The organism is Curtobacterium sp. MMLR14_002, from assembly GCF_001864975.1.
Classification (GTDB): domain Bacteria; phylum Actinomycetota; class Actinomycetes; order Actinomycetales; family Microbacteriaceae; genus Curtobacterium; species Curtobacterium flaccumfaciens.
In genome coordinates this window covers 97,746-119,408 of record NZ_MJGT01000049.1, presented here as the reverse complement: position 1 = coordinate 119,408, position 21,663 = coordinate 97,746, and the positions used below count along the sequence as shown (strand labels likewise).

At 71.1% G+C, this 21,663-nt stretch carries 25 protein-coding genes, 1 tRNA gene and 1 riboswitch; of the genes, 17 read left to right on the top strand and 9 right to left on the bottom strand.

Annotated elements, in window-relative coordinates; all coding sequences use genetic code 11:
• Positions 1-31: 31 nt before the first annotated feature.
• Genes pstC through pstB form a run of 3 tightly spaced genes read left to right on the top strand, consistent with a single transcriptional unit; the run spans position 32 to position 2,910 of the window.
• The gene (pstC, locus tag BIU91_RS06475) at positions 32-982 is read left to right on the top strand and encodes a phosphate ABC transporter permease subunit PstC (RefSeq protein ID WP_071404716.1); all 951 of its coding nucleotides are present in this window, start codon (positions 32-34) and stop codon (positions 980-982) included.
• Positions 983-995: 13 nt separating this feature from the next.
• Positions 996-2,081, top strand: coding sequence for a phosphate ABC transporter permease PstA (gene pstA, locus BIU91_RS06470; RefSeq protein WP_027466630.1), 1,086 nt, complete (start codon positions 996-998; stop codon positions 2,079-2,081).
• Positions 2,082-2,130: 49 nt separating this feature from the next.
• Positions 2,131-2,910, top strand: a complete 780-nt coding sequence (gene pstB / locus BIU91_RS06465) for a phosphate ABC transporter ATP-binding protein PstB (protein ID WP_027466631.1) — start codon at positions 2,131-2,133, stop codon at positions 2,908-2,910.
• A 274-nt stretch (positions 2,911-3,184) separates the two neighbouring features.
• Here pstB and BIU91_RS06460 read toward each other — a convergent pair whose 3' ends face one another.
• The 3 genes from BIU91_RS06460 to BIU91_RS06450 all read right to left on the bottom strand — a co-directional run bounded on the left by BIU91_RS06460 (position 3,185) and on the right by BIU91_RS06450 (position 5,829).
• A complete protein-coding gene (locus BIU91_RS06460) occupies positions 3,185-4,060 on the bottom strand; it encodes an anti-sigma factor (RefSeq protein WP_071404715.1) in 876 nt (291 codons plus the stop codon).
• Positions 4,057-4,656 (bottom strand): ECF RNA polymerase sigma factor SigK, encoded by a 600-nt coding sequence (gene sigK, locus BIU91_RS06455; RefSeq protein ID WP_027466633.1) that lies wholly within the window; start codon positions 4,654-4,656, stop codon positions 4,057-4,059. The genes BIU91_RS06460 and sigK overlap by 4 nt, the downstream gene beginning before the upstream one ends.
• Positions 4,657-5,199: 543 nt before the next feature.
• Positions 5,200-5,829 carry a DNA-directed RNA polymerase subunit beta gene (locus BIU91_RS06450; protein WP_071404714.1) on the bottom strand — a complete coding sequence of 210 codons (630 nt, stop codon included), beginning with the start codon at positions 5,827-5,829 and terminating at the stop codon, positions 5,200-5,202.
• A gap of 127 nt (positions 5,830-5,956) precedes the next feature.
• Between BIU91_RS06450 and BIU91_RS18475 the strand changes: the two genes are divergently transcribed.
• From BIU91_RS18475 to BIU91_RS06435, 4 genes are all read left to right on the top strand, one after another.
• Positions 5,957-6,118 carry a hypothetical protein gene (locus tag BIU91_RS18475; RefSeq protein ID WP_017888098.1) on the top strand — a complete coding sequence of 54 codons (162 nt, stop codon included), beginning with the start codon at positions 5,957-5,959 and terminating at the stop codon, positions 6,116-6,118.
• A 53-nt stretch (positions 6,119-6,171) separates the two neighbouring features.
• Positions 6,172-6,244, top strand: a tRNA-Lys gene (locus BIU91_RS06445).
• A 29-nt stretch (positions 6,245-6,273) separates the two neighbouring features.
• Positions 6,274-7,110 carry an SGNH/GDSL hydrolase family protein gene (locus BIU91_RS06440; RefSeq protein WP_071404713.1) on the top strand — a complete coding sequence of 279 codons (837 nt, stop codon included), beginning with the start codon at positions 6,274-6,276 and terminating at the stop codon, positions 7,108-7,110.
• A gap of 176 nt (positions 7,111-7,286) precedes the next feature.
• Complete coding sequence (locus tag BIU91_RS06435) at positions 7,287-7,607, top strand: hypothetical protein (RefSeq protein WP_027466636.1); 321 nt, start codon at positions 7,287-7,289, stop codon at positions 7,605-7,607.
• Between the two features lie 87 nt (positions 7,608-7,694).
• On the opposite strand, the gene BIU91_RS06430 is transcribed toward BIU91_RS06435, so the two are convergent.
• Positions 7,695-8,627, bottom strand: coding sequence for an aldose 1-epimerase family protein (locus BIU91_RS06430; RefSeq protein WP_071404712.1), 933 nt, complete (start codon positions 8,625-8,627; stop codon positions 7,695-7,697).
• Complete coding sequence (locus tag BIU91_RS06425; RefSeq protein WP_071404711.1) at positions 8,624-9,478, bottom strand: DeoR/GlpR family DNA-binding transcription regulator; 855 nt, start codon at positions 9,476-9,478, stop codon at positions 8,624-8,626. The genes BIU91_RS06430 and BIU91_RS06425 overlap by 4 nt, the downstream gene beginning before the upstream one ends.
• A 64-nt stretch (positions 9,479-9,542) precedes the next feature.
• Between BIU91_RS06425 and galT the strand changes: the two genes are divergently transcribed.
• Entirely contained in the window at positions 9,543-10,640 is a 1,098-nt protein-coding gene (gene galT / locus BIU91_RS06420) for a galactose-1-phosphate uridylyltransferase (protein WP_071404710.1), read from the top strand.
• Positions 10,637-11,776 (top strand): galactokinase, encoded by a 1,140-nt coding sequence (gene galK / locus BIU91_RS06415; RefSeq protein WP_071404709.1) that lies wholly within the window; start codon positions 10,637-10,639, stop codon positions 11,774-11,776. The genes galT and galK overlap by 4 nt, the downstream gene beginning before the upstream one ends.
• A 142-nt stretch (positions 11,777-11,918) precedes the next feature.
• Here galK and BIU91_RS06410 read toward each other — a convergent pair whose 3' ends face one another.
• The 3 genes from BIU91_RS06410 to glyA form a co-directional block, all read right to left on the bottom strand.
• Positions 11,919-12,368, bottom strand: coding sequence for a hypothetical protein (locus BIU91_RS06410; RefSeq protein ID WP_071404708.1), 450 nt, complete (start codon positions 12,366-12,368; stop codon positions 11,919-11,921).
• A gap of 143 nt (positions 12,369-12,511) precedes the next feature.
• Complete coding sequence (locus BIU91_RS06405) at positions 12,512-13,447, bottom strand: tetrahydrofolate dehydrogenase/cyclohydrolase catalytic domain-containing protein (RefSeq protein ID WP_071404707.1); 936 nt, start codon at positions 13,445-13,447, stop codon at positions 12,512-12,514.
• Positions 13,444-14,721, bottom strand: a complete 1,278-nt coding sequence (gene glyA / locus BIU91_RS06400; protein WP_017888107.1) for a serine hydroxymethyltransferase — start codon at positions 14,719-14,721, stop codon at positions 13,444-13,446. Before glyA ends, BIU91_RS06405 begins: the two co-directional genes overlap by 4 nt.
• A gap of 96 nt (positions 14,722-14,817) precedes the next feature.
• Positions 14,818-14,902, bottom strand: a riboswitch (ZMP/ZTP riboswitch).
• A gap of 38 nt (positions 14,903-14,940) precedes the next feature.
• Here glyA and clpS point away from each other — a divergent pair.
• Entirely contained in the window at positions 14,941-15,246 is a 306-nt protein-coding gene (gene clpS, locus BIU91_RS06395) for an ATP-dependent Clp protease adapter ClpS (protein WP_071404706.1), read from the top strand.
• Positions 15,243-15,716: a DUF2017 family protein gene (locus BIU91_RS06390; protein ID WP_071404705.1), complete on the top strand. Its 474-nt coding sequence runs from the start codon at positions 15,243-15,245 to the stop codon at positions 15,714-15,716. The genes clpS and BIU91_RS06390 overlap by 4 nt, the downstream gene beginning before the upstream one ends.
• A gap of 42 nt (positions 15,717-15,758) precedes the next feature.
• Here the strand turns inward: BIU91_RS06390 and BIU91_RS06385 are convergent, their stop codons facing one another.
• Positions 15,759-16,631 carry an NAD(P)H-binding protein gene (locus BIU91_RS06385; RefSeq protein WP_084740755.1) on the bottom strand — a complete coding sequence of 291 codons (873 nt, stop codon included), beginning with the start codon at positions 16,629-16,631 and terminating at the stop codon, positions 15,759-15,761.
• Between the two features lie 75 nt (positions 16,632-16,706).
• Between BIU91_RS06385 and BIU91_RS06380 the strand changes: the two genes are divergently transcribed.
• The 6 genes from BIU91_RS06380 (at position 16,707) to nagA (ending at position 21,648) form a co-directional block, all read left to right on the top strand.
• A complete protein-coding gene (locus tag BIU91_RS06380) occupies positions 16,707-17,162 on the top strand; it encodes a MarR family winged helix-turn-helix transcriptional regulator (protein ID WP_071404704.1) in 456 nt (151 codons plus the stop codon).
• A 55-nt stretch (positions 17,163-17,217) separates the two neighbouring features.
• Positions 17,218-17,652, top strand: a complete 435-nt coding sequence (locus BIU91_RS06375; protein ID WP_071404703.1) for a MarR family transcriptional regulator — start codon at positions 17,218-17,220, stop codon at positions 17,650-17,652.
• A gap of 109 nt (positions 17,653-17,761) precedes the next feature.
• Complete coding sequence (locus BIU91_RS06370) at positions 17,762-19,117, top strand: MFS transporter (RefSeq protein ID WP_216099649.1); 1,356 nt, start codon at positions 17,762-17,764, stop codon at positions 19,115-19,117.
• A 91-nt stretch (positions 19,118-19,208) separates the two neighbouring features.
• Positions 19,209-20,069: a formyltetrahydrofolate deformylase gene (gene purU, locus BIU91_RS06365; protein WP_071404702.1), complete on the top strand. Its 861-nt coding sequence runs from the start codon at positions 19,209-19,211 to the stop codon at positions 20,067-20,069.
• Between the two features lie 8 nt (positions 20,070-20,077).
• Positions 20,078-20,485: a YrdB family protein gene (locus BIU91_RS06360; RefSeq protein WP_084740750.1), complete on the top strand. Its 408-nt coding sequence runs from the start codon at positions 20,078-20,080 to the stop codon at positions 20,483-20,485.
• Positions 20,482-21,648, top strand: a complete 1,167-nt coding sequence (nagA, locus tag BIU91_RS06355) for an N-acetylglucosamine-6-phosphate deacetylase (RefSeq protein ID WP_071404701.1) — start codon at positions 20,482-20,484, stop codon at positions 21,646-21,648. Before BIU91_RS06360 ends, nagA begins: the two co-directional genes overlap by 4 nt.
• Positions 21,649-21,663: the final 15 nt, after the last annotated feature.

The window sequence follows — 21,663 nt, the reverse complement described above, 5'->3', positions numbered from 1 at the left end:
TCCCCCGGCGTTCCTCCGACAGGAGTACCCCATGACGACCGCACCGGCCCAGCCAGGGGCCACCGTCACCCCGACCAAGCCGAAGCCCGTCGTCCGTGTCGGCGACCGCGTCTTCTCCGCCGCCTCGGTCATCGCCGGCGGCCTCATCCTCTTCGTGCTCGTGCTCGTCGCAGCGTTCCTCGTCTGGCAGAGCATCCCGGCCTTCTCCGCCAAGGTCGGCGAGCTGCCGGGCAAGGCCACGAACTTCTGGGACTTCGTCGGCCCCCTGGTCTTCGGCACCGTCTGGTCCGCGCTCATCGCGCTCGTGATCGCCGTGCCGCTGTCCCTCGGGATCGCCCTCTTCATCTCGCACTTCGCGCCGCGTCGACTCGCGCCGGTCCTCGGCTACGTCATCGACCTGCTGGCCGCGGTGCCGTCGGTCGTCTACGGCCTCTGGGGCATCGCCGTGCTGGCGCCCCTGGTGAAGCCGTTCTACGTGTTCCTGAACGAGTACATCGGCTGGTTCCCGCTGTTCTCCGGCCAGGTGTCCGGCACCGGTCGTACGATCCTGACCGCGTCGATCGTCCTCGCCGTCATGGCGATCCCGATCATGACCGCGGTCATGCGTGAGATCTTCCTGCAGGCCCCGACCCTCAACGAGGAAGCGGCCCTGGCCCTCGGCGCGACCCGCTGGGAGATGATCCGCCTGTCGGTCCTGCCGTTCGCGAAGTCCGGCATCGTCTCCGCGATCATGCTCGGCCTCGGTCGTGCACTCGGCGAGACGATGGCGATCGCACTGGTGCTGTCGGTCTCGACGAACGTCACGTTCCAGATGCTGACGTCGCAGAACCCCTCGACGATCGCGGCGAACATCGCCCTGCAGTTCGCCGAGGCATCCGGTACGGCCCTGAACGCGCTCATCGCGTCGGGTCTGATCCTCTTCGTCATCACCCTGGTCATCAACATGCTCGCGCGGTACATCGTCCGCAGCCGAGTCAGCTGAGAGGTCGCACCCGATGTCCCTCGCGCTCCGTCAGACCGGCACCGCCGGCAACGTCTACGCCAACGGCAAGCTGCACGCCTCCGTCCCGTGGCTGCTCCTCGTCGGCAGCTGGGTCGCCCTCGTCCTGGTCTTCGCGCTGCTCAACGCGGGTGGCGCCGTCAAGGACTTCAACGTCGTCGCCGCGATCTTCCTCGGCACGGTCCTGTTCGACGTCCTCATCGTCGTCATCTCGCGCATCGTCGAGGGTGGCCGCAAGGCGGTCGACCGCCTGGTCACCTCCCTCGTGATCACGGCGTTCGTCATCGCGGTCCTGCCGCTGGTGTCGCTGCTCTGGACGGTCATCGCCAAGGGCATCGCCCGCTTCGACGCCAACTTCTTCTCGTACTCGATGCGCGGGGTCATCTCCGAGGGCGGCGGCGCGGTCCACGCCCTGATCGGCACGCTCGAGATCACGCTGTTCGCGGCGCTCATCTCGGTGCCGATCGGCCTGCTCACCTCGATCTACCTCGTCGAGTACGGTCGCGGCGCACTGGCGAAGGGCATCACGTTCTTCGTCGACGTCATGACGGGCATCCCGTCGATCGTCGCCGGTCTGTTCGCCTACGCGCTCTTCGCGCTGTTCCTCGGCCCGGGTGCCCGCTTCGGCCTGGTCGGCTCCGTCGCCCTGTCGGTGCTGATGATCCCGATCGTCGTGCGCTCCACCGAAGAGGTGCTGAAGATCGTCCCGATGGAACTCCGCGAGGCCTCGTACGCCCTCGGGGTGCCGAAGTACCTCACGATCCTCAAGGTCGTGCTCCCCACCAGCCTCGCCGGCATCACCACCGGCGTCATGCTCTCGATCGCCCGCGTCATCGGTGAGACCGCCCCGCTGCTCGTCACGGCCGGCTTCACCGCGAGCATGAACTACAACCTGTTCCGTGACCCGATGATGACCCTGCCGGTGTACGCGTACACGCAGTACTCGCAGCAGGGCGCCAACCCGGTGCCGTTCGTCGACCGGGCCTGGACCGCGGCCCTCGTGCTCATCCTGATCGTGATGCTGCTCAACCTGCTCGCCCGGTTCATCACCCGTCTCTTCGCCCCCAAGCTCAGCCGCTGACCCTCCGCCCCCGCGGAACCAGCGACACCACCCACCCAGAAGGATCAACGTGTCCAAGCGCATCGAGGTCGACGGCCTCAACGTCTACTACTCGAAGTTCAAGGCGGTCGAGGGTGTCGACATCACCATCGAGCCCCGCACCGTCACGGCCTTCATCGGCCCGTCGGGCTGCGGCAAGTCCACCTTCCTCCGCACCCTGAACCGCATGCACGAGGTCATCCCCGGCGCATGGGTCGAGGGCTCGGTCAAGATCGACGGCGACGACCTGTACGGCGCCGGCGTCGACCCCGTGCTCGTCCGTCGTCAGGTCGGCATGGTCTTCCAGCGTCCGAACCCGTTCCCCACGATGTCGATCCGCGACAACGTGCTGGCGGGCGTGAAGCTCAACAACAAGCGCGTCTCCCGCTCCGAGGCCGACGACATCGTCGAGCGCTCGCTGCAGGGTGCGAACCTGTGGAACGAGGTCAAAGACCGCCTCGACAAGCCCGGCATGGGTCTGTCCGGTGGGCAGCAGCAGCGTCTCTGCATCGCCCGCGCGATCGCGGTCGAGCCGGACGTGCTCCTGATGGACGAGCCCTGCTCGGCCCTCGACCCGATCTCGACCCTCGCCATCGAGGACCTGATCGAGGAGCTCAAGAAGGAGTTCACGATCGTGATCGTGACCCACAACATGCAGCAGGCGTCGCGCGTCAGCGACAAGACGGCGTTCTTCAACATCGCCGGCACCGGTGCACCCGGCAAGCTCATCGAGTTCGACGACACCGCGACGATGTTCTCGAACCCGTCCGTGCAGGCCACCGAGGACTACGTCTCGGGCCGCTTCGGTTGATCGGCATCCGTCCGTCGCACTGACGGACGGCCTGGAGGCCCGGTGCACGTCCGCCACGGACGCGCACCGGGCCTTCGTGGTTGCGCCGGGTGCGACGGCGACCCGCGGGACGTGCGCATGTTCCGACGATCCACGCGTCGATCGACTCGTGGTTCGTCGCTCGATGCGCACGCAGACGTTGCGTGCGCATGTTCCGACAGTCCGCGCGTCGATCGACTCGTGGAACGACGAAAGGTGCCCGCGCATCGACTGCACGGGCACCTTCCGGAATGCGTCAGGCCGTGGTGGTGGGGACCGCCATGATCGGCGAGGTGGTCGGCTGCTCGGAACCGCCCTCGGGCTCGACCGTCATGCCGATCGTCGCGCCCTCGGACATCGCGCCCTTGAGCACGGCGGAGTGCACACCGTCAGCAGCACCGTCGACCAGGCCGGCCGACTTGATGGTGCCGCCCTGCTCCTCGGAGCCGATGTACCAGAGCTCGTACGTCTTGCCCTTCGGCGCCTGCTCGACACCGTCGAGGATCACCGCGGACTTGCCGAGGTCGTTCGACCACACGACCGTCGCCGAACCGCCGCCCGCGACCTTGGTCGTCGTGCGCTGGAAGTCCGAGGCGGCGTAGATGCGGTCGAGGCCGCTCGAGGCCTGCGTGGTGCCGGTGCCGGAGCCGTTCGGGTCGAAGATCGACCCGACGCCGAGTCCGCCGAAGAAGACCGCGGCGACGGCAGCTGCAGCCGTCAGCATGACCGCCGGACGCTGGAACCAGCGGCGGCGGGCCTCGGACGATGCCCGGCCACCGGCGGTGGGGCCGTCGGCGATCGAGGCGACGTGCCTGGCGGGCTCGGGACGGGCCTCCTGGACGGAGGTGGTCTCGGCGACCGGGGTCTGGTCGACCGTCGTGTCGGCGAGGGGCGCAGCCTGGGGGGTCGTCGCGATCCGGGCCAGCAGCGACGCCTTGAGCGACGCGGGGGGCTCGATCGGTGCGACGGCGTAGGCGAGCTGCAGCGCGGTCTCGCGCAGCGAGTCGTTCTCGGCCTGCAGCTCGGGGGACGTCCGGAGGGCGTCCTCGAGGAGCGCGCGCTCGTCGTCGGACAGCGCGTCGAGTGCGTGGGAACCCGTCATCAGTGCGGGGTCGTCGTGGCGTTCGGTCATGAGGTCACCCCCATCTCGTCTCGGAGTCGGATCATCCCGTCACGGAGACGGGTCTTGACGGTGCCGATGGGGACACCGAGGTGTTCGGCCATCTCGCTGTGCGAGTAGCCGCCGTAGTACGCGAGTTGCACGGCCTGCCGCTGGAACTCGGTGAGCTTCGCCAGCGCTCGGCCGACGCGCTCGTGCTCGATGCGGATCTCGACGGACTCGGAGACCTGGTCGAAACCGGCCTCGAGGTCGCGGATGCCGATCTTGGTGTCGCGGTCGTGCGACGACTGCGAGGCACGGACCCGGTCGACCGCTCGGCGGTGGGCCATGGTGAGGACCCAGCTGGCGGCCGTCCCACGCTTCCGGTCGAAGCGGGTGGCCTGCTGCCAGACCTCCAGGAAGACCTCCTGCGTGACCTCTTCCGACTGCGCGCGGTCCCGGAGGAGGCGCGTGATCAGACCGAGGACCCGACCGGAGAGTGCGTCGTAGAGGTCCGCGAAGGCGGCTTGGTCACCGGCGGCGACCCGGGCGAGGAGGTCGTCCGGCGATGCCTGAGCTGGCTCTGACGAGCTCCAGCGTTCGGTGTCGCTATCCACGAGGGCAAGCATTGCAGGTTTCCCTCCTCTCGGTTGCTTTCGTTGACCAGGCGGGTAGCACGAAGCCCCCGCATGGGCGGTCGAGACGAGGGGCCGGCGTGACCCACAGGGAATTGACCGGCGGTGCCGGTCCGGGTCACACCGGGCCTCTCGCTTCGTGACGGGCATTCCGTCCGTCACGCAGATGATTCGGTGCGGTCCCCGCTGTGGATTGGATGGGGGTCGGGATTTCTCGGCGGGATGGGCGCGGCGGGCCTGCACAGGGGTGCGCGCGGGCACGCCCGGGGCCGGTTCTGTCCACCATGAGTGAACAGGGTCGAGTGATCAGCCGACGTCTCGTAGACTTGGTCTCGCCGGGCCGCAGCAAGCCCCGGGCTCCAAAATTCGCCGCTTCGAGCGGCCTCGCGCCGAGAGGCGCTTCTGCGGCCCGGTCTTTTCATGCCCGGACGCGGTCGCGTCCGGGTTCTCTGCTGCGCGGCCCTTGGCCTGGCGCGTCATCGCGCTGCTGCGCGGCCCTGGCCTGGAGGCCCGGTGCGGGTCCGCCCCGCCGCTCGCTCAGTCCAGGCTGTCGCGGCGCCAGAGCGCCGCAGCCTCGGTCAGGTCGGCCGCCAGCTCCGTCAGGCGGAGCGCCCGCATCGTGAGTTCGCTCGCGCGCTCGGATGCCACCAGGTCGGACTCGTCCGCCACGGCGGTCGCGCCGGCGGCGGTCAGTCGGCAGAACGACGCCCCGCGGTCGAGCGCCACCGCGAGGTCGCCCGTGTACAGCCCGTGCAGGATGCGGTCGGCGAGCGTCAGGATCTCCGCCGGCCCCGTCGGTTCCTCGGCACCCGCGACCGCCTGGTCGATCGTGCCGATCTGGGCCGTGCCCCGCTCGAACAGGTACGCGATCTCCTCCGGGTTCTGTCGGATGACGATGCGCACCAGGTACACCCGCCAGAGCGCCCCCGGCAGGGTGTGTGCCCCGACACGTGCCCACAGTTCCGCGATGGCGTCGATGCCGTGCACGTCGGTGTAGGTGACGAGCCGCTCGACCACGGCCGGGTCCGGATCCTCGCGCACCCGGTGCAGCAGGGCGTTCGCGGTCTCGTGCGCGACACGGTTCACCAGCGCCGGGTCCTCACCGCCCTGGATGGCGGCGAACTCGGCGTCGGTGAAGTGGACTGGACGGTGGTGATCGCGAGGCACCGCAGCAGTGTAGGCGCGGCCGGTGACACGCCCGCGTTCCGTTCGCCCAGAACGCAACCGCTGCGCCACGCGTACCGTGTTGCGGCAGGGAGGCGCTCCTCCCTGCACGTGAAGGAGAGGATCTTCCATGAACGCCCTGCTCATCATCCTGGCTGTGATCGCAGTCATCCTGCTGTTCGTCGGCGGTTTCGCTGCGAGCCTCAAGTTCCTGCTCTACGTCGGCATCGTGCTGCTGATCATCGCGGTCATCGCGTGGCTGCTGCGGACGCTCACCGGACGCCGGGGCTGACCCGGTCGGACGGTTCCGTCTCGGAGGCCCTCACCCGCTAGCCTTGCGGGTGAGGGCCTCTAGCTCAGTTGGTAGAGCACCGGACTTTTAATCCGAGGGTCGTGGGTTCGAGCCCCACGGGGCCCACCCACTAGCTCCTGTCTAGAATGTCCTCGATGGGCCGACGATCGCAGCGCGAACGGCCGGGCACCCCCACCGGCCCGGCGACGATGCGCCGACGCCGCCGGAAGCTGGTGCCGGCACTCGCCCTCGGCGCGATGGCACTCGGGGTCTCCGGACTCCTGCTGATCCTGCCGAGCGTCTCGAGTGCCTGCCAGCCGGTGTCCTCGTCGACCTCGGCCTCGGCCGTCGCTGCCCCCGGCGTCTCGGCCGACCGCGTCGCCGCGGCGATCGAACCCGGGTCACGCGTCCTGATCGTGGGTGACTCGTACACCTCGGGTCGGGGCTCGGCCAGCGGACTCCGCGGCTGGGCACAGGACCTCAGCGAGGACCGTGGGTGGACGGCCAAGATCGACGGGTACCCGGGCACGGGCTACGTCGACACCGGTCGGACCGGTTCGTCGCACTACACGTACGGGCCACGCCTCGAGCGGCACGCCTCGTTCGACCCCCAGCTCGTGATCGTGCAGGGAAGCCAGAACGACTGGCTCGTCGACTCGGACACCCTCCGCGCCACGGTGGAGCGGACTCTCCGCACGGCGCAGCAGACCTGGCCGGATGCCGTCGTCGTCGCGCTCGGCCCGTCAGCACCGCTCCCGTGGGCGAACTCGACCGTCGGGGTCGCCGCGTCGGTCTCCGCGGGTGCCGCCGCCGCCGGTGTCCCCTACGTTGACGCCCTCGCCGGCAGGTGGTTCACGTCGAGCAACAGTCCGGGGTACTCCGCCGTCGACGGCGGCCACCCGAACGACGCCGGCTACCAGTACCTGGCGGACCGCGTCGGCGAGTCCCTCGACGCCCTCGGCGCACCCGTCGGCAGCGCCCGCTGCGTCTGAGCGGCGCCGTCTGCTCCTGAACGGGGTACAACCCGTCCCCAGCGGGCTCATGGGAGATCCCCTGCCCACCACAGCCCGCCCTCAGCGGATTGTTGGGCTGCCGCCGATAGTGTCGTTCCCGGATCCGATCACCGGATCCTGCAGCACAGCACCACCACGAACGAACGGGGTACACCGTGATCGAGCCCATCGAAGCCACGCAGACCAGCACCACCGGTGACGCGCGCCGCATCGTCGAGCTCGCAGCAGCGACCAACACGACGATGAGCAACGAGCTCCTGCTCGACACGCTCCGCCGCAACGCCCAGGTCACGACCCGCCACATCCGCAAGGACTTCATCGAGGTCGCGACGGCCACCGCCGTGCTCGGCTACGTCTGCCGGCAGCGCAAGGACTTCATCGCGCTCCGTGGCGACGACCCGGCGTGGGCGCACGAGGTCGGCCGGTACGCGACCGAGTCCCTCGCGGTCGAGGCACTCCGGATGCGCCGCGGCTGACGCCCGGCGTCCGACACGAACACAGAAGGCCCCGCCGGACACCCGGCGGGGCCTTCTTCGTGTCAGCGGTGGTGCCGACCGGACTCCTCAGGACCAGACGCGGCGGATCCCCCACGAACCGGTCCAGGTCTCGTCCGGCTCGAGCCAGCGCAGGCCCTCGCCCGAGTTCAGGGCATTGGCGGGCGCTGTCATCGGTTCGACCGCGACGGCCAGGCCCTTCCCGTCGCCACGCGGGTACTCGCGCGACGTGAACACCTGCACGTAGGGGAACGAGGCGTCCTGCCAGAGCTCCACACCGTCGCCCTCGGGCCCGTGCATCGTCGTCCGGCGGATCCCCTCGGCGTCGGGGGTGACGTCCTTGTACGCGGTGTCGAGGTCCGAGTCCCCGGCACGTCGCCCCTGGCGCAGGTCGTACGGCGTGCCCTCGACCGGCACCGAACCGTTCGGGACCTTCTGCGCGTCGACGGTGAAGGCGGTCGCGGCGTCGAGCGTGACGACCAGGTCGTCGGCGGGGGTGTCACCCGCACGCAGGTACGGGTGGGCGCCGACGGCGAAGGGTGCGCGGACGCCCGAGCGGTTCGTGACCTCGTGCGTGACGCGGATGCCGTCGTCGACGAGTTCGTGCAGCACGCGCGTCTCGAGGGTGAAGGGCCACCCGTGCTGCGGGTGGATCGTCGCTTCCTGTTGGATCGACGTCCCGGTCTGCGAGACCACCCGGTACGGGGCGAACCGGAGCAGTCCGTGCGACGCGTTGCCGTACTTCGGCTCCGAGACGTCGAGCTGCTGCCGCTTGCCGTCGAGCTCCCACACACCACCGGCGACGCGGTTCGGCCAGGGCGCCAGGACGATGCCGTTCGCCCCCGGCGGCTGCTCGGTCACGGGGAACGGCTCGGTGATGTCGAAGCCGGCGACGCGGAGTTCGCGGATGCCCGCGGCGACCTCGGTGACCACGGCTTCGACGACCCCGTCGGGTCCGGCGTGGTGGAGGCGGTACTGGCCACCCGTGGGTGCTGCGGTCATGGGGTGTTCTTCCTTCCGGCTGGTTCGGTGTGCTGCTCGCCGTCGGCGACGATCACCTGGGCCCCGGCCGCCCGGATCGTGGCGACCGCGGCGGCGTCGGCCTCGGCGGTGACGACGACGTCGATGGTCTCGAGCGCGCGGACGACCCCGATGTGGGCCCGGCCGAACTTCGACCCGTCCGCGACCACGACCGTACGCCGGGCCGTCGCCGCGAGCATCCGCTTGGCCTCGGTCTCGGGCAGGTTCACGTTCGTCAGGCCGTGGTCGACGTCGAGTCCGGTCCCGCCGAGGAACACGAGGTCCGCGGCGATCATCGGCAGGACCGCCCCGTTGAAGGGGGCGACGAGCGAGTGCTGCAGGGGCCGGAGGGTGCCGCCGGTGACGATCACGGTGAAGCGCGGAACAGCTCGCTCGAGCGCGAGCGCCGTGGTGAGGGAGTTCGTGACGACCGTGACGCCGGTGAGCTCGGTGCGCGCCACGAGGGCTTCGGCGACGGCGGCCGGCGTGGTGCCGACGTCGAGGACGACGCACTCCCCCGGGCGGACCAGCGCAGCGGCCGCACGGCCGATGGCGGCCTTGGCCACCTGGTGCTCGACGGCGGTCTCCTCGAAGGGGCGCTCGGTGGACCCGGCCCCGAGGCGGACCGCGCCTCCGTGCACCCGCCGGATCCGGGCCTCCTGGTCGAGGACGGCGAGGTCCTGGCGGACCGTCACCTCGCTGGTGCCGAGGGACGCGGCCAACGCGGCCGTCCGGACCATGCCGGGCGCGCCGTCGACGATCGCGACGATGCGGTCCTGCCGCAGGGGCGCGGGCAGCGCGCCGGCGAGGAAGGAGAGGTCGGCGTCCGTCATGTGCACAGTTTCGCTTGCTTCCGATGTCTTTCGCAACGCTTCGGATGGGCGCTAGGCTGTTCCGGTGATCACCAAGCGCGTGACGAAGCTCGCGGACGGCCGCGACCTCTTCTACTTCGACGACGCCGACTCGACGCTGCCCGCAGAACGCAGCATCGACGAGCGCGTGCTCGACCCGCGGCCCGAGACGGCGCGGATGCGGCAGGACGTCCTGACGGGCGAGTGGGTTTCGATCGCGGCGTCCCGGCAGAACCGGGTGTTCCTGCCGCCGGCCGACCAGGACCCGCTCGCGCCCCAGAGCCCGGCCAACCCGTCCGAGATCCCGAGCCGCTACGACGTCGCCGTGTTCGAGAACCGCTCGCCGTCGTTCGGCCCGCTGCTCGAAGCCGACGACGCTCCCGCGTCGCTCGAGTCCCTGAGCGACGTCGGCCTGAACCGCCAGCTCCGCTCGGTCGGCCGGTGCGAGGTCGTCTGCTTCTCGCCCGAGACCTCCGGGTCCTTCGCCTCCATCTCCGAGTCGCGTGCCCGCACCGTCGTCGAAGCCTGGGCCGACCGCACCGCCGCACTCTCCGCGATGCCGGGCATCCAGCAGGTGTTCCCCTTCGAGAACCGGGGCGAGGCGATCGGCGTCACGCTGCACCACCCGCACGGGCAGATCTACTCGTACCCGTACATCACACCGCGCACCCAGCGCCTGCTCGCGAGCATCGAACGGTTCGGTCCGGACCTGTTCGAGCAGCACCTCGCGAACGAGCGGGGTTCCGAGCGGGTCGTCCTCGCTGGCGAGCACTTCACCGCCTTCGTCCCGTTCGCCGCGCGCTGGCCCATCGAGATCCACATGCTGCCGCACCGCCACGTCCCCGACTTCGCCGGCCTGACCGACGCCGAGAAGGACGAGCTGGCCCACATGCACCTCCGGCTCACCCGCGGGCTCGACGCGCTCTACGGCGACCCGACGCCGTACATCGCCGCGTGGCACCAGGCACCGGTGCACACCGCCCGCGACACCGTGCGGCTGATGCTGCAGATCACCTCGCCGCGACGAGCGGCGGACAAGTTGAAGTTCCTGGCCGGCAGCGAAGCCGCCATGGGCGCCTGGATCGGGGACCTCGTGCCCGAGAAGGCGGCCGAGTTCATCCGACAGGGAGTCGAGCGCGCATGACGTTCCAGCAGGTCTACGGGTACGAGCCGACGGTGCGGTACTCCGCCCCGGGTCGCGTCAACCTGATCGGTGAGCACACCGACTACAACGACGGCTACGTGCTGCCCTTCGCGATCGACCGTCGCACCACCGCCTCCATCGCGCAGCGCGACGACCGGACGATCCGCGTCGCCTCCGCCTTCGACGCCACGAGCGAGCCGGTGGCGCTGTCCCTCGACGACCTGTCGCCCGAGGCCATGGACGGTTGGTCGGCCTACGTCTTCGGGATCGCCTGGGCCCTGCGCGAGCAGGCCGGAGCCGATCTGGGCGACAAGACCGGGTTCGACGTCTTCATCGAGTCCGACGTCCCGGTCGGTGCCGGCCTGTCGTCCAGTGCGGCGATCGAGTGCGGTGTCGCGCTGGCGTTCAACGACCTGTGGGAACTTGGCCTCGACCGGAAGACCCTGGCGCGCGTCGGGCAGTACTCGGAGAACCACGCAGTCGGTGCCCCCACCGGGATCATGGACCAGTCCGCCTCGCTGCTCGGCGAGCAGGACGCCGTCGTGTTCCTCGACTGCCGCACGCTCGACACCGCCGTCGTCGACCTGGCGCTCGAGGCGAACGGGCTCGAGGTCCTGGTGATCGACACACGCGTCGAGCACGCTCACGCAACCGGTGGCTACGCGGCTCGTCGGGCCTCGTGCGAGAAGGGTGCCCAGGTGCTCGGCGTCGAGGCACTGCGTGACGTCAGCGTCGAGGACCTGCCTCGTGCTCAGGAGCTCCTGGACGACGAGACCTTCCGCCGGGTCCGGCACATCGTGACCGAGGACCAGCGCGTCCTCGACACCGTCCGCACACTGCGCGAACAGGGCCCCCGGGCGATCGGTTCCCTGCTCGTCGCGTCGCACGAGTCGATGCGCGACGACTTCGAGATCTCCGTGCCGGAGCTCGACCTGGCCGTCGTGACGGCGGTCGAGCAGGGTGCCGTCGGTGCGCGCATGACCGGTGGTGGGTTCGGCGGTGCGGCGATCGCGCTGGTCGACCGGGAGTCGCGCGGTGCGATCACGGCCGCCGTCACCGCAGCCTTCGCCGACGCAGGGTTCCGCGAGCCGAACGTGTTCACGGTGCACGCCGCGCAGGGCGCTCGGCGCGACTGACGGCCCTCCGCCGCTCGACGGTTCGCGCTCAGCCGCTCGCGCGCTCGACGTTTCGCGATCAGCGACAGTTCACGCGGCCATCAGCCCGTGGACTGTCGCTCAGCGCGAAAGAACGGCAGCGCCCCGCCGCGCCCCCGCCGACTCAGCCGAGGGAGTCCGCGTACCGGACGTACTCCACCACGTTCCCGAGCATGAACGGGTGCGTCCGACCGTGCTCCACGGCCCACTCCACCCACGCGGTCTGCGCCGGCATGAGCAACCACACCAGGGCAGTGGTCCCGAGCACGGCGGCCAGGGTCAGGCCCATCACGGTGTGCTCGTCGAACCGGGCTGCACCACGGCGGGCGATCGCGACGACGAACCCGGCGACCGCGAACCCCACCGTCGCGAGCGTCCATCCGGACCAGGGCTCCGACGTGAACGTGTACTCCTGGCGGGCGTGCACGAAGGTCGTCGCCCAGGTCGACCCCGGAGCCTGGAACAGCACGCAGAGCACCACGATGACGATCAGCCACCGGGCGTCCTTGGTCAGTTGCGACGGCTCGGGCCGGGCTCGCATCACCGGCGTCGTCTGCAGACGTTCATCCCCCATGCCGCGACCGTAGCACCGGCGGAGTGCACTTCGTGAGCAGCAATGGTCGGGTGCGATGACGCCACCCGACCATTGCTGCACACCATCGGCACGCGACCAGCACGCGAGCGTCACGCGGGCGCACGCCGCGCGCGACCCGCGCCCTACGACAGCTGGCGCTCGGCGGCCTCGACGACGTTCTTCATGAGCATCGCGCGGGTCATCGGCCCGACGCCACCGGGGGTGGGCGACAGGAAGCCCGCGACCGACGCGACCGCGGGGTCGACGTCGCCGTGCAGCTTCGCCTTGCCGGTCTCCTCGTTGACCACGCGGGTGATCCCCACGTCGATGACGGCGGCACCGGGCTGGACCCAGTCCGGCTTGACGAGCCCGGCGACCCCGGCCGCGGCGACGATGATGTCGGCGCGACGGCACTCCGCGGCGACGTCGGCGGTCAGCGAGTGCGTCAGGGTCGCGGTCGCCTCGAGCCGCGTGAGCAGCAGGCCGAGCGGCCGTCCGACGGTCAGCCCCTGGCCGATGATCGTGACGTGCGCGCCACGGATCGGGATCTCGTACGCGTCGAGCATCGCGACGATGCCCCGCGGGGTGCAGGGCAGCGGTGCGTCGATCGTGCCGGCACCACCGGGCACGGCGAGCACCAGCTCGCCGAGGTTCGTCGGGTGCAGGCCGTCGGCGTCCTTCGACGGGTCCATGAGCTCGAGCATCGGCGTCGGGTCGATGCCCTGCGGCAGCGGGAGCTGCACGATGAACGCGGTGACCCGGGGGTCGTCGTTCATCTGCAGGATCGCAGCCCGGATGTCGGCAGCGGACGCCGTCTCGGGCAGGTCGATGCGGTGCGAGTCGAGCCCGATCGACGCCGAGTCGCGGTGCTTGCCCGCGACGTAGGACATCGAGCCGGGGTTCGAGCCGACCATGATCGTGCCGAGGCCCGGACGGATGCCGTGCTCGTGCAGGCGGTCGATCCGGCCCCGGAGTTCGTCGAGCGTCCGGGCGGCGAGGGCCGTGCCGTCGATGCGGACGGCACTCCCTTCACCGGCCCAGAGCTCGCGCGGGAGCGCCGCGCTGACCGAACCGCTCACGCGTAGAGCGGGAACGCGTCGGTCAGGACCTTCACGCGGGCCGAGAGCGCTGCGACGTCCGGGTTCGGCATGAGGGTCAGCGCGATGATGTCGGCCACCTCGGTGAACTCGGCGTCGCCGAAGCCGCGGGTCGCCAGCGCCGAGGTGCCGATGCGGACACCCGAGGTGACCATCGGCGGGCGCGGGTCGAACGGCACGGAGTTGCGGTTCACGGTGATGCCGACCTCGTGCAGCAGGTCTTCGGCCTGCTTGCCGTCGACCTCGGACGCGCGCAGGTCGACGAGCACCAGGTGCACGTCGGTGCCGCCGGTGAGCACGTCGATGCCCGCGGCCTTGGCGTCGTCGGCGGTCAGACGGGCGGCGAGGGCCTGGGCGCCGCGGATCGTGCGCTCCTGACGGTCCTTGAACTCCGGGGTGCCGGCGAGCAGGAACGCGGTGGCCTTCGCGGCGATCACGTGCATGAGCGGGCCGCCCTGCTGGCCCGGGAAGACCGCGGAGTTCAGCTTCTTGAACAGGGTCTCGTCGTTCGACAGGATGATGCCCGAGCGGGGGCCGCCGAGGGTCTTGTGGACCGTCGACGAGACGACGTGGGCGTGCGGGACCGGGGACGGGTGCAGCCCGGCGGCGACGAGGCCGGCGAAGTGCGCCATGTCGACCCAGAGCTTCGCACCGACCTCGTCCGCGATCTCGCGGAACTTCGCGAAGTCGAGCTGGCGCGGGTAGGCGGACCACCCGGCGATCAGGACCTTCGGCTGGTGCTCGATGGCCTTCGCGCGGATGTCGTCGTAGTCGACCTCGAACGTCTCGGGGTCGACGCCGTACGCCACGGCGTTGTAGATGCGGCCGGAGAAGTTGAGCTTCATGCCGTGGGTCAGGTGACCGCCGTGGGCGAGCTCGAGGCCGAGGATCGTGTCGCCGGCCGAGGCGATGGCGTGCAGGACGGCCGCGTTCGCGGTCGCGCCGGAGTGCGGCTGCACGTTCGCGTACTCGGCACCGAAGAGCGCCTTGGCACGGTCGATGGCGAGCTGCTCGGCGACGTCGACGTACTCGCAGCCGCCGTAGTAGCGCTTGCCCGGGTAGCCCTCGGCGTACTTGTTGGTGAGCACGGAGCCCTGCGACTCGAGCACGGCACGCGGCACGAAGTTCTCGGACGCGATCATCTCGAGGGTGTCGCGCTGGCGGCCGAGCTCCTGCTGCAGGACGGCGGCGATCTCGGGGTCGACCTCGGTGAGCGGGGCGTTGAAGGCGGCGCGTGCGGCGGCCTGCTCGGCCACCTCGGCCGAGTCGGAGACGAACGGGGGCAGATCGGCAATGGACACGGGACTCCTACGGTGTGCGGACGACCAGCTGGTCGCACTCGGACGGTCGGTCGGTGCAGCCCAGGCGTACGGCCGCGCACCGTGTCTTTGTCGCTCCCCGATGGTGACCCATCCAACGCCAGTCGCGACCTGACGATCGTACCGAGCCACCGCACCCTGTGTCACCCTGGATGCATGACGCTGCTCTCGCCCGACGTGGACGAACGGACCACCACGGACGAACGGACCAGTGCGCGGGCGGACACCCCGTGGGTGACGGTGGTGTGGGACGACCCGGTGAACCTGATGTCGTACGTCACCTACGTCTTCCAGCGGCACTTCGGGTTCTCACGCGAGCAGGCCGAGCGGCTCATGCACCAGGTCAACGACGACGGCCGGGCGATCGTGGCGACGGGCCCGCGTGAGTCGATGGAGGCCCACGTGCAGTCCATGCACGGCTACGGGCTGCAGGCGACCGTCGACAAGGCTCCCGAAGCGTGATCCCGTTCGTCCGCCGCGCCGACGGCGTCCACCTCGGCCTGTCCTCCGGCGAGCGCGACCTGCTCGCCTCGCTCACCGAGCAGCTGCAGCAGGTGCTCGGCGGTGACCTGTCCACCGACCCGATCAGCGAACGGATGTTCCCGGACGCCTACCCCGGCGACGACGCGGCGAGCGCGGAGTTCCGGAAGTACACGCAGTCCGACCTGCTCACGCAGAAGACGACGAACGCCTCGATCGTGCACGACTGGCTGACGGGCACCCGCGACGGTTCGCTCGACGCCGAGGACGAGCAGGCGTGGCTCCGCACCCTCACCGACCTGCGGCTGACGATCGCCGACCGGCTGGGCATCGAGGACGCCGACGACGAGGAGCGGTCCGTCGAGGCCGACGCGGGCGTCGGCCTGCGCGACGTCTACGACTGGCTCGGCTACGTGCAGGAACACCTGGTCGTCACGCTCACGTCGCGCTGACGGCCACGGCCTGGAGGCCCGGATCACCTCCGGTGCGGCGGGTCACCCCAGCAGGTCGTCGCGGTGGGCTCGCGCCCAGTCGGTCAGGCTCCGGGGTGCGGTGCCGGTGATGCGCCGGACGTCGTCGCTCATCACGTCGACGCCGTCGAGACCGCGGCGGACGACCCGGCCGAACTGCTGCCGGAGCCCCTCGGCCTGCCACGCGGGCACGCCGCTCAGGCGCAGCACACCGGCGTAGACCCGGCTCGGCAGGTGCAGGGCGCGCACGGGTCGGCCGAGCCCGGTGGCGAGCGCGGCGGCGACACCCCGCGCATCGAGCAGATCCGGCCCGGTGAGCACCGGTTCGGTGCCGTCGTGGCCGTCCTCCGTCAGCACCCGGGCGGCGGTCCGGGCGATGTCCTCGGTGTCGATCCAGCCGATCACCCCGCGGCCCGTGGTGTGCGGGAACCACCCCCGTCGGATCGCCGGGGCCGAGGGCTGCACGTTCGTCATGAACGACGAGGGGTGCAGGATCGTCCACGCCAGCCCGCTCTCGCGCACCAGCCGGTCGATGTGCCAGGCGGCGCTCGCCCACGACATCGGGGAGTGCTCGGCGGCGTCCCCGCCCGACAGCTGCACGATCCGGCCGACCCCTGCGCGCTGCGCCGCACGGACCCCGGTGGTGCCCTGCTCGCGCTGCCGCTGGCTGACCGGCGTCACGAGGAAGAACCGGTCGACCCCGTCGAGCGCCGCGGTGAGCGCGTCCTCGTCGTCCAGGTCGGCCAGACGTCCGTCGATGCCCCGCGCCCGGAGCGCGTCGACCTGTTCGGGCCGTCGGACCACGGCACGCACCGTCACCCCGGCCGCGCGCAGCAGCTCCGCAGTCTTGCCCCCGACGTCCCCGGTCACCCCGGTGACCGCCACGATCTCGCCCATGTCTGCTCCTCGTCCCACTGACTCGTTCTGGTATCAGTTTCCTGATACCAGAACGTACGCCGGTACGATCGCCCCGTGCCCCAGGAACTCCCAGCCCCGCGCGACGACGTCGACGGCATCGTGGCGTGGACGGTGATCCGGGCCGCACGGACGCTCTCCCGCCGGCTCGCGGCCGAGCTGGCGCCGCTCGGGTTGACACCCGTGGAGTTCGGGGCGCTCATCCAGCTCGCAGCGGCCGGCGAGCTCAGCCAGGCCGACCTGGCGCGGGCGGTCGGCGTCCGACCGCAGAGCATGACGACGCTCGTCGGGGGGCTCTCGACGCGGGGACTCGTGGAGCGGGGCGCCGCACCGGGCCGGGGACGGGCCTCCCGGATGCGGCTGACCGACCAGGGCGAGGCGCTGCTGGCACGCGCCCACCCGATCGTCCGGGCGAGCAACGCGTGGTTCGGCGACGGTGCGGAACCGGTCTCGGCGACCCTGCTCCCGCTGCTCGAGCCGGACGCGGGCGACGACGGGTCCGCCGTTCCCTGAGCGGTATCAGAAGGCAAACTTGCAAGGTGGGCTGGTGACGGACTAGCCTCCGGGCGTGACCGACGCACCGGAGACCGACCCGACCGACCTGGCCGACGCCGTGCTGACGATGCACGGACGACTGCGGCGGTCGTTGCTGGCCTCGAAGTCGGACGACGTGACGGCGTCGCAGACCGCCGCCCTCGGACGCCTGCTGCGGCACGGGCCGGCCACCATCGCCGACCTGGCGCGAGCCGAGGGTGTCCGACCGCAGTCGATGGGCGCGACCGTCCAGGCCCTGGTCGACCTCGGCCTGGCCGAGCGGCAGGCCGACCCGACGGACGGCCGGCGGGCGATCGTCAGCGCGACGGCGGCCGGTCGGGACGCGCGCCAGACCGCCTGGGCCGCGCGGAACCACGAGCTCGCCGAGCGGCTCGCGACCCTGCCCGAGGCGGACCGCCGCGTCGTCGCGCGGGCGATGGACCTGCTCGGGCCGATCGTCGATCCCTGACCCGCACCCCTCGCCCAGTCCTGCAACCGGAAGAAGCGCTCTCACGTCCACCACCACGACTCCCGACACGACCACGGGCAGCGGCTTCGGCCCGAAGCTCCTCATCCCGGTGCTCGTCGGGCCCCTGCTCAACCCGATCAACACCACGATGGTGTCGGTCGCCCTCACCCCGATCTCCCGCGACCTGGGCATCGGTGCGGCGCAGGCGATCTGGCTCGTCGCGGCCCTGTACCTGGCGAGTGCGATCGCGCAGCCCACGATGGGCAAGCTCGCCGACCGGTTCGGCCCGAAGAAGGTGTTCCTGACCGGGCTCGTCATCGTCGGGATCGCCGGGGTGGTGCCCGAGGTCCTGACCGGGTTCGGCGGCGCCGTGTTCGCCCGGGTGCTCATCGGCATCGGGACGTCGTCGGCGTACCCGGCGGCGCTCACCACGCTCCGGCAGCACTCCGCCCGGATCGGCAAGCCGACGCCGCCGCTCGTGCTCGGGGCGCTGTCGATCACGTCGCTCGTGTCCGCCGCCGCCGGCCCGCCACTCGGTGGGGCGCTCATCGCCGCGTTCGGCTGGCACGCGATCTTCCTGGCGAACGTGCCGCTCGCGGTGTTCGGCATCGTCGTGGCGACGCTCTGGCTGCCGTCCGACCGGCTGCGTCCGCGCGACGACGCCGACCTGCCGGTACTGCAGGCGCTCGACCCGCTCGGCATGGTGCTGATGACCGGGACCGTCTCGGCGCTGCTCGTCTTCCTGCTCGACCTGTCCGCCGGGCTGTGGTGGCTGCTCGCGGTGGCCGTCGTGCTGCTCGTCGCCCTGGTGGCGTGGGAACTGCGGGCCGTGCGACCGTTCGTCGACGTGCGGCTGCTCGCCCGGAACGGCGCGCTGTCGCGCACGTACGGCCGCCTGTTCCTGACGTACCTGCTCGCCTACACGATGACCTACGGGTTCTCGCAGTGGGTGCAGGACGTCGCGGGCTACCCGAGCGACGTCGCCGGGTACATCCAGCTGCCGGCCGCGATCGTTGCCGGCGTGGCCTCGTTCGTGGTCGCGCGCAAGACCGCGATCCGCGGGCCGCTCGTCGTCGCCGCGCTGGTGCCGATCCTGGGCGGTGTGCTCTTGCTCTTCCTGCACACCGGGTCGCCCGTCGTCCTGCTCGCCCTGGCCCCGGCGCTGTTCGGGGTGCCGCAGGCCCTGGCGTCGGTGTCGAACCAGGCGGCGCTGTACCGGCTCGTCCCCGCGGAGTACATCGGCACCGCGGCCGGGCTGTCGCGCACCGCGGTGTACATCGGGGCGATCGCGGCGTCCTCGCTCATCGGTGGCGTGTTCGGCCAGGCCCCGACGACGCCGGACCTGCACGTGCTGGCGTGGGTGATCCTCGGCGTCGCGGTGCTCTTGACGGTGCTGACCCTGGCCGACCGTCGCCTGCGTGACGCCGACGCCCGGAGCGCCACCGCCGCTGCGCCCGGCGCCTGACGCTTCGTGAGCAGGAATGGTCGAGTCGCCGCGGCGCACTCGACCATTCCTGCTCACGAAGCACCTCCCCCGCGGCCGGTACCCTGATCCGGTGACCGACCCGACCCCCACGCACTGGACCCTGACGCTCGTCTGCGACGACCAGCCCGGGATCGTGCACGCCGTCTCCGGAGCGATCGTCGCCGCCCAGGGCAACATCACCGAGTCGCAGCAGTTCTCCAGCGCCGACACGAACACCTTCTTCATGCGCCTGCAGGTGATGGCGCCGGTGGACCGCGCCGCCTTCGAGGCCGCGCTCGCCCCCGTCGCCGCCCGCTACGACGCCCGCGTCCAGCTCGACGTCGTCGGTCGTCCGCTGCGCACCCTCGTGCTCGTGTCGAAGGCGGGCCATTGCCTGAACGACCTGCTCTACCGGCAGCGCGGCGGACAGCTGCCGATCGAGGTCCCCCTCGTGCTGTCCAACCATGCGGACCTGTCCGAGCTCGCCGCGTTCTACTCCGTGCCGTTCGAACACCGCCCGGTCACCGACGCCCAGTCGAAGGAGCAGATGGAGCGGCGCGTGCTGCAGGCGGTGGAGGAGCACGACATCGAGCTCGTGGTCCTCGCCCGCTACATGCAGATCCTGTCGCCCGAACTCTGCGCGGCACTCGAGGGCCGTGCCGTGAACATCCACCACTCATTCCTGCCCGGCTTCAAGGGCGCGAACCCGTACCGGCAGGCGCATGCCCGCGGGGTGAAGCTCATCGGTGCGACCGCGCACTTCGTGACGAGCGACCTCGACGAGGGCCCGATCATCGAGCAGAACGTCGTCCGCGTCGACCACACCAAGGAACCGGCCGAGCTGGTGTCCATCGGGCAGGACGAGGAGTCCCGCACGCTCACCCAGGCGGTGCGCTGGATCGCGGAGGACCGCGTCCTGCTCGACGGCGCCCGCACCATCATCTTCAAGTAGGCAGCACCATGACCAACGCCCCGCAGTCCCCCGTCGACTGGGAATCGGTCCCCGACCCGGCAGCCGTCCGGCAGCCGCGACGGCGGTTCGAGGCCTGGATGATCCTGCGGATCGCCGTGATGGTGTTCGGCCTGCTGTCCCTGGCCTTCTGGGGCTACTGGTCGTGGCAGCTCCCGCTCCCCGGCTACCTGTTCATGGTCGGGGCTCCGCTGTTCGCCGCGGTCGTCTGGTACTTCTTCCGGTCGCCGCGCTCCCCGATCGAGACCGACATCGTCGGCAAGACCATCGTCGAGGTCGCCCTGGTCGTCGCCGCAGGCGCGACCTGGATCTCCATCGGCCACCCGGTCGTCGGGATCGTCTTCATCGTGATCGCCGCCCTGAGCGGCGTGATCGCGTTCCGCAAGGAGACCGCATGAGCACCACGGGCCTCCAGACCGGCCAGGAGGCCCAGCGCACGCTGGTCCGCGCAGCCCGCGTCGTCGACGCGGTCGGCACCACGGCCGACGGCTGGGTCCTGGTCGTCGGCGACACGATCCACGCGACCGGCTCCGGTCCTGAGGCCCCCGCGGCCGACCGGGTCGTCAACCTGGGCGACGCGGTCCTGACGCCCGGATTCGTGGATCTGCACGGACACGGTGGGGCGACCGAGGCGTACGAGGACGACTCGTTCGACCGTTCGCTCGCGATGCACCGTTCGCACGGCACGACCCGCTCCGTCCTGTCGCTCGTCGCGAACCCGGTCCCCGCGCTCGCGGCGTCGCTGGCCCACGTCCGCGCCGTGATGGCGACCGACCCGCTCGTGCTCGGCGTGCACCTGGAGGGACCGTTCCTGTCCCCGCACAACAAGGGCGCCCACAACGAGTCGTTCCTGATCGAGCCGACCCCCGCCGCGGTCGACGCCCTGCTCGAAGCGGGCGAGGGTGTCATCCGCCAGGTCACGATCGCGCCCGAGCTGCCCGGAGCGCTCGACGCCGTCCGCCGCTTCGTCGACGCCGGCGTCACGGTCGCCGTCGGCCACACGGTCGGCACGTACGACCAGGCGCGGGCAGCCTTCGACGCCGGGGCGACGATCCTGACCCACGCGTGCAACGCGATGCCCGGGCTGCACCACCGCGCTCCGGGGCCGATCGGCGCCGCCGTGTCGGACGACCGTGTGACGCTCGAGCTCATCCTGGACGCCGTGCACGTGCACCCGGTCGTGGCGGACACGCTCTTCCGGGCGACGCCGGGTCGGGTGGCGCTGATCACCGATGCGATGGGTGCCGCCGGCGCTGCGGACGGCTCGTACCGGCTCGGGTCGCTCGACGTCACGGTGACCGACGGCGTCGCACACGTGGCGGGGACGGAGACCATCGCGGGGTCGACGCTGACGCAGGACGTGGCGTTCCGCAACGCGGTCTCGCTCGCCGGGCGGACCCTGCCCGAGGCCGTGGCGGCGCTGACGAGCGTGCCGGCCGGCGCGCTGGGGCTCGGCGACCGTCTGGGTCGGCTGGCGCCGGGGTTCGCCGCCGATCTGGTGGCGCTGACGCCGTCGCTCGAGGTCGAGCGCGTCTGGGGCGGCGGGCGCGAGCTGCGCTGAGCACGCACGGCTCGC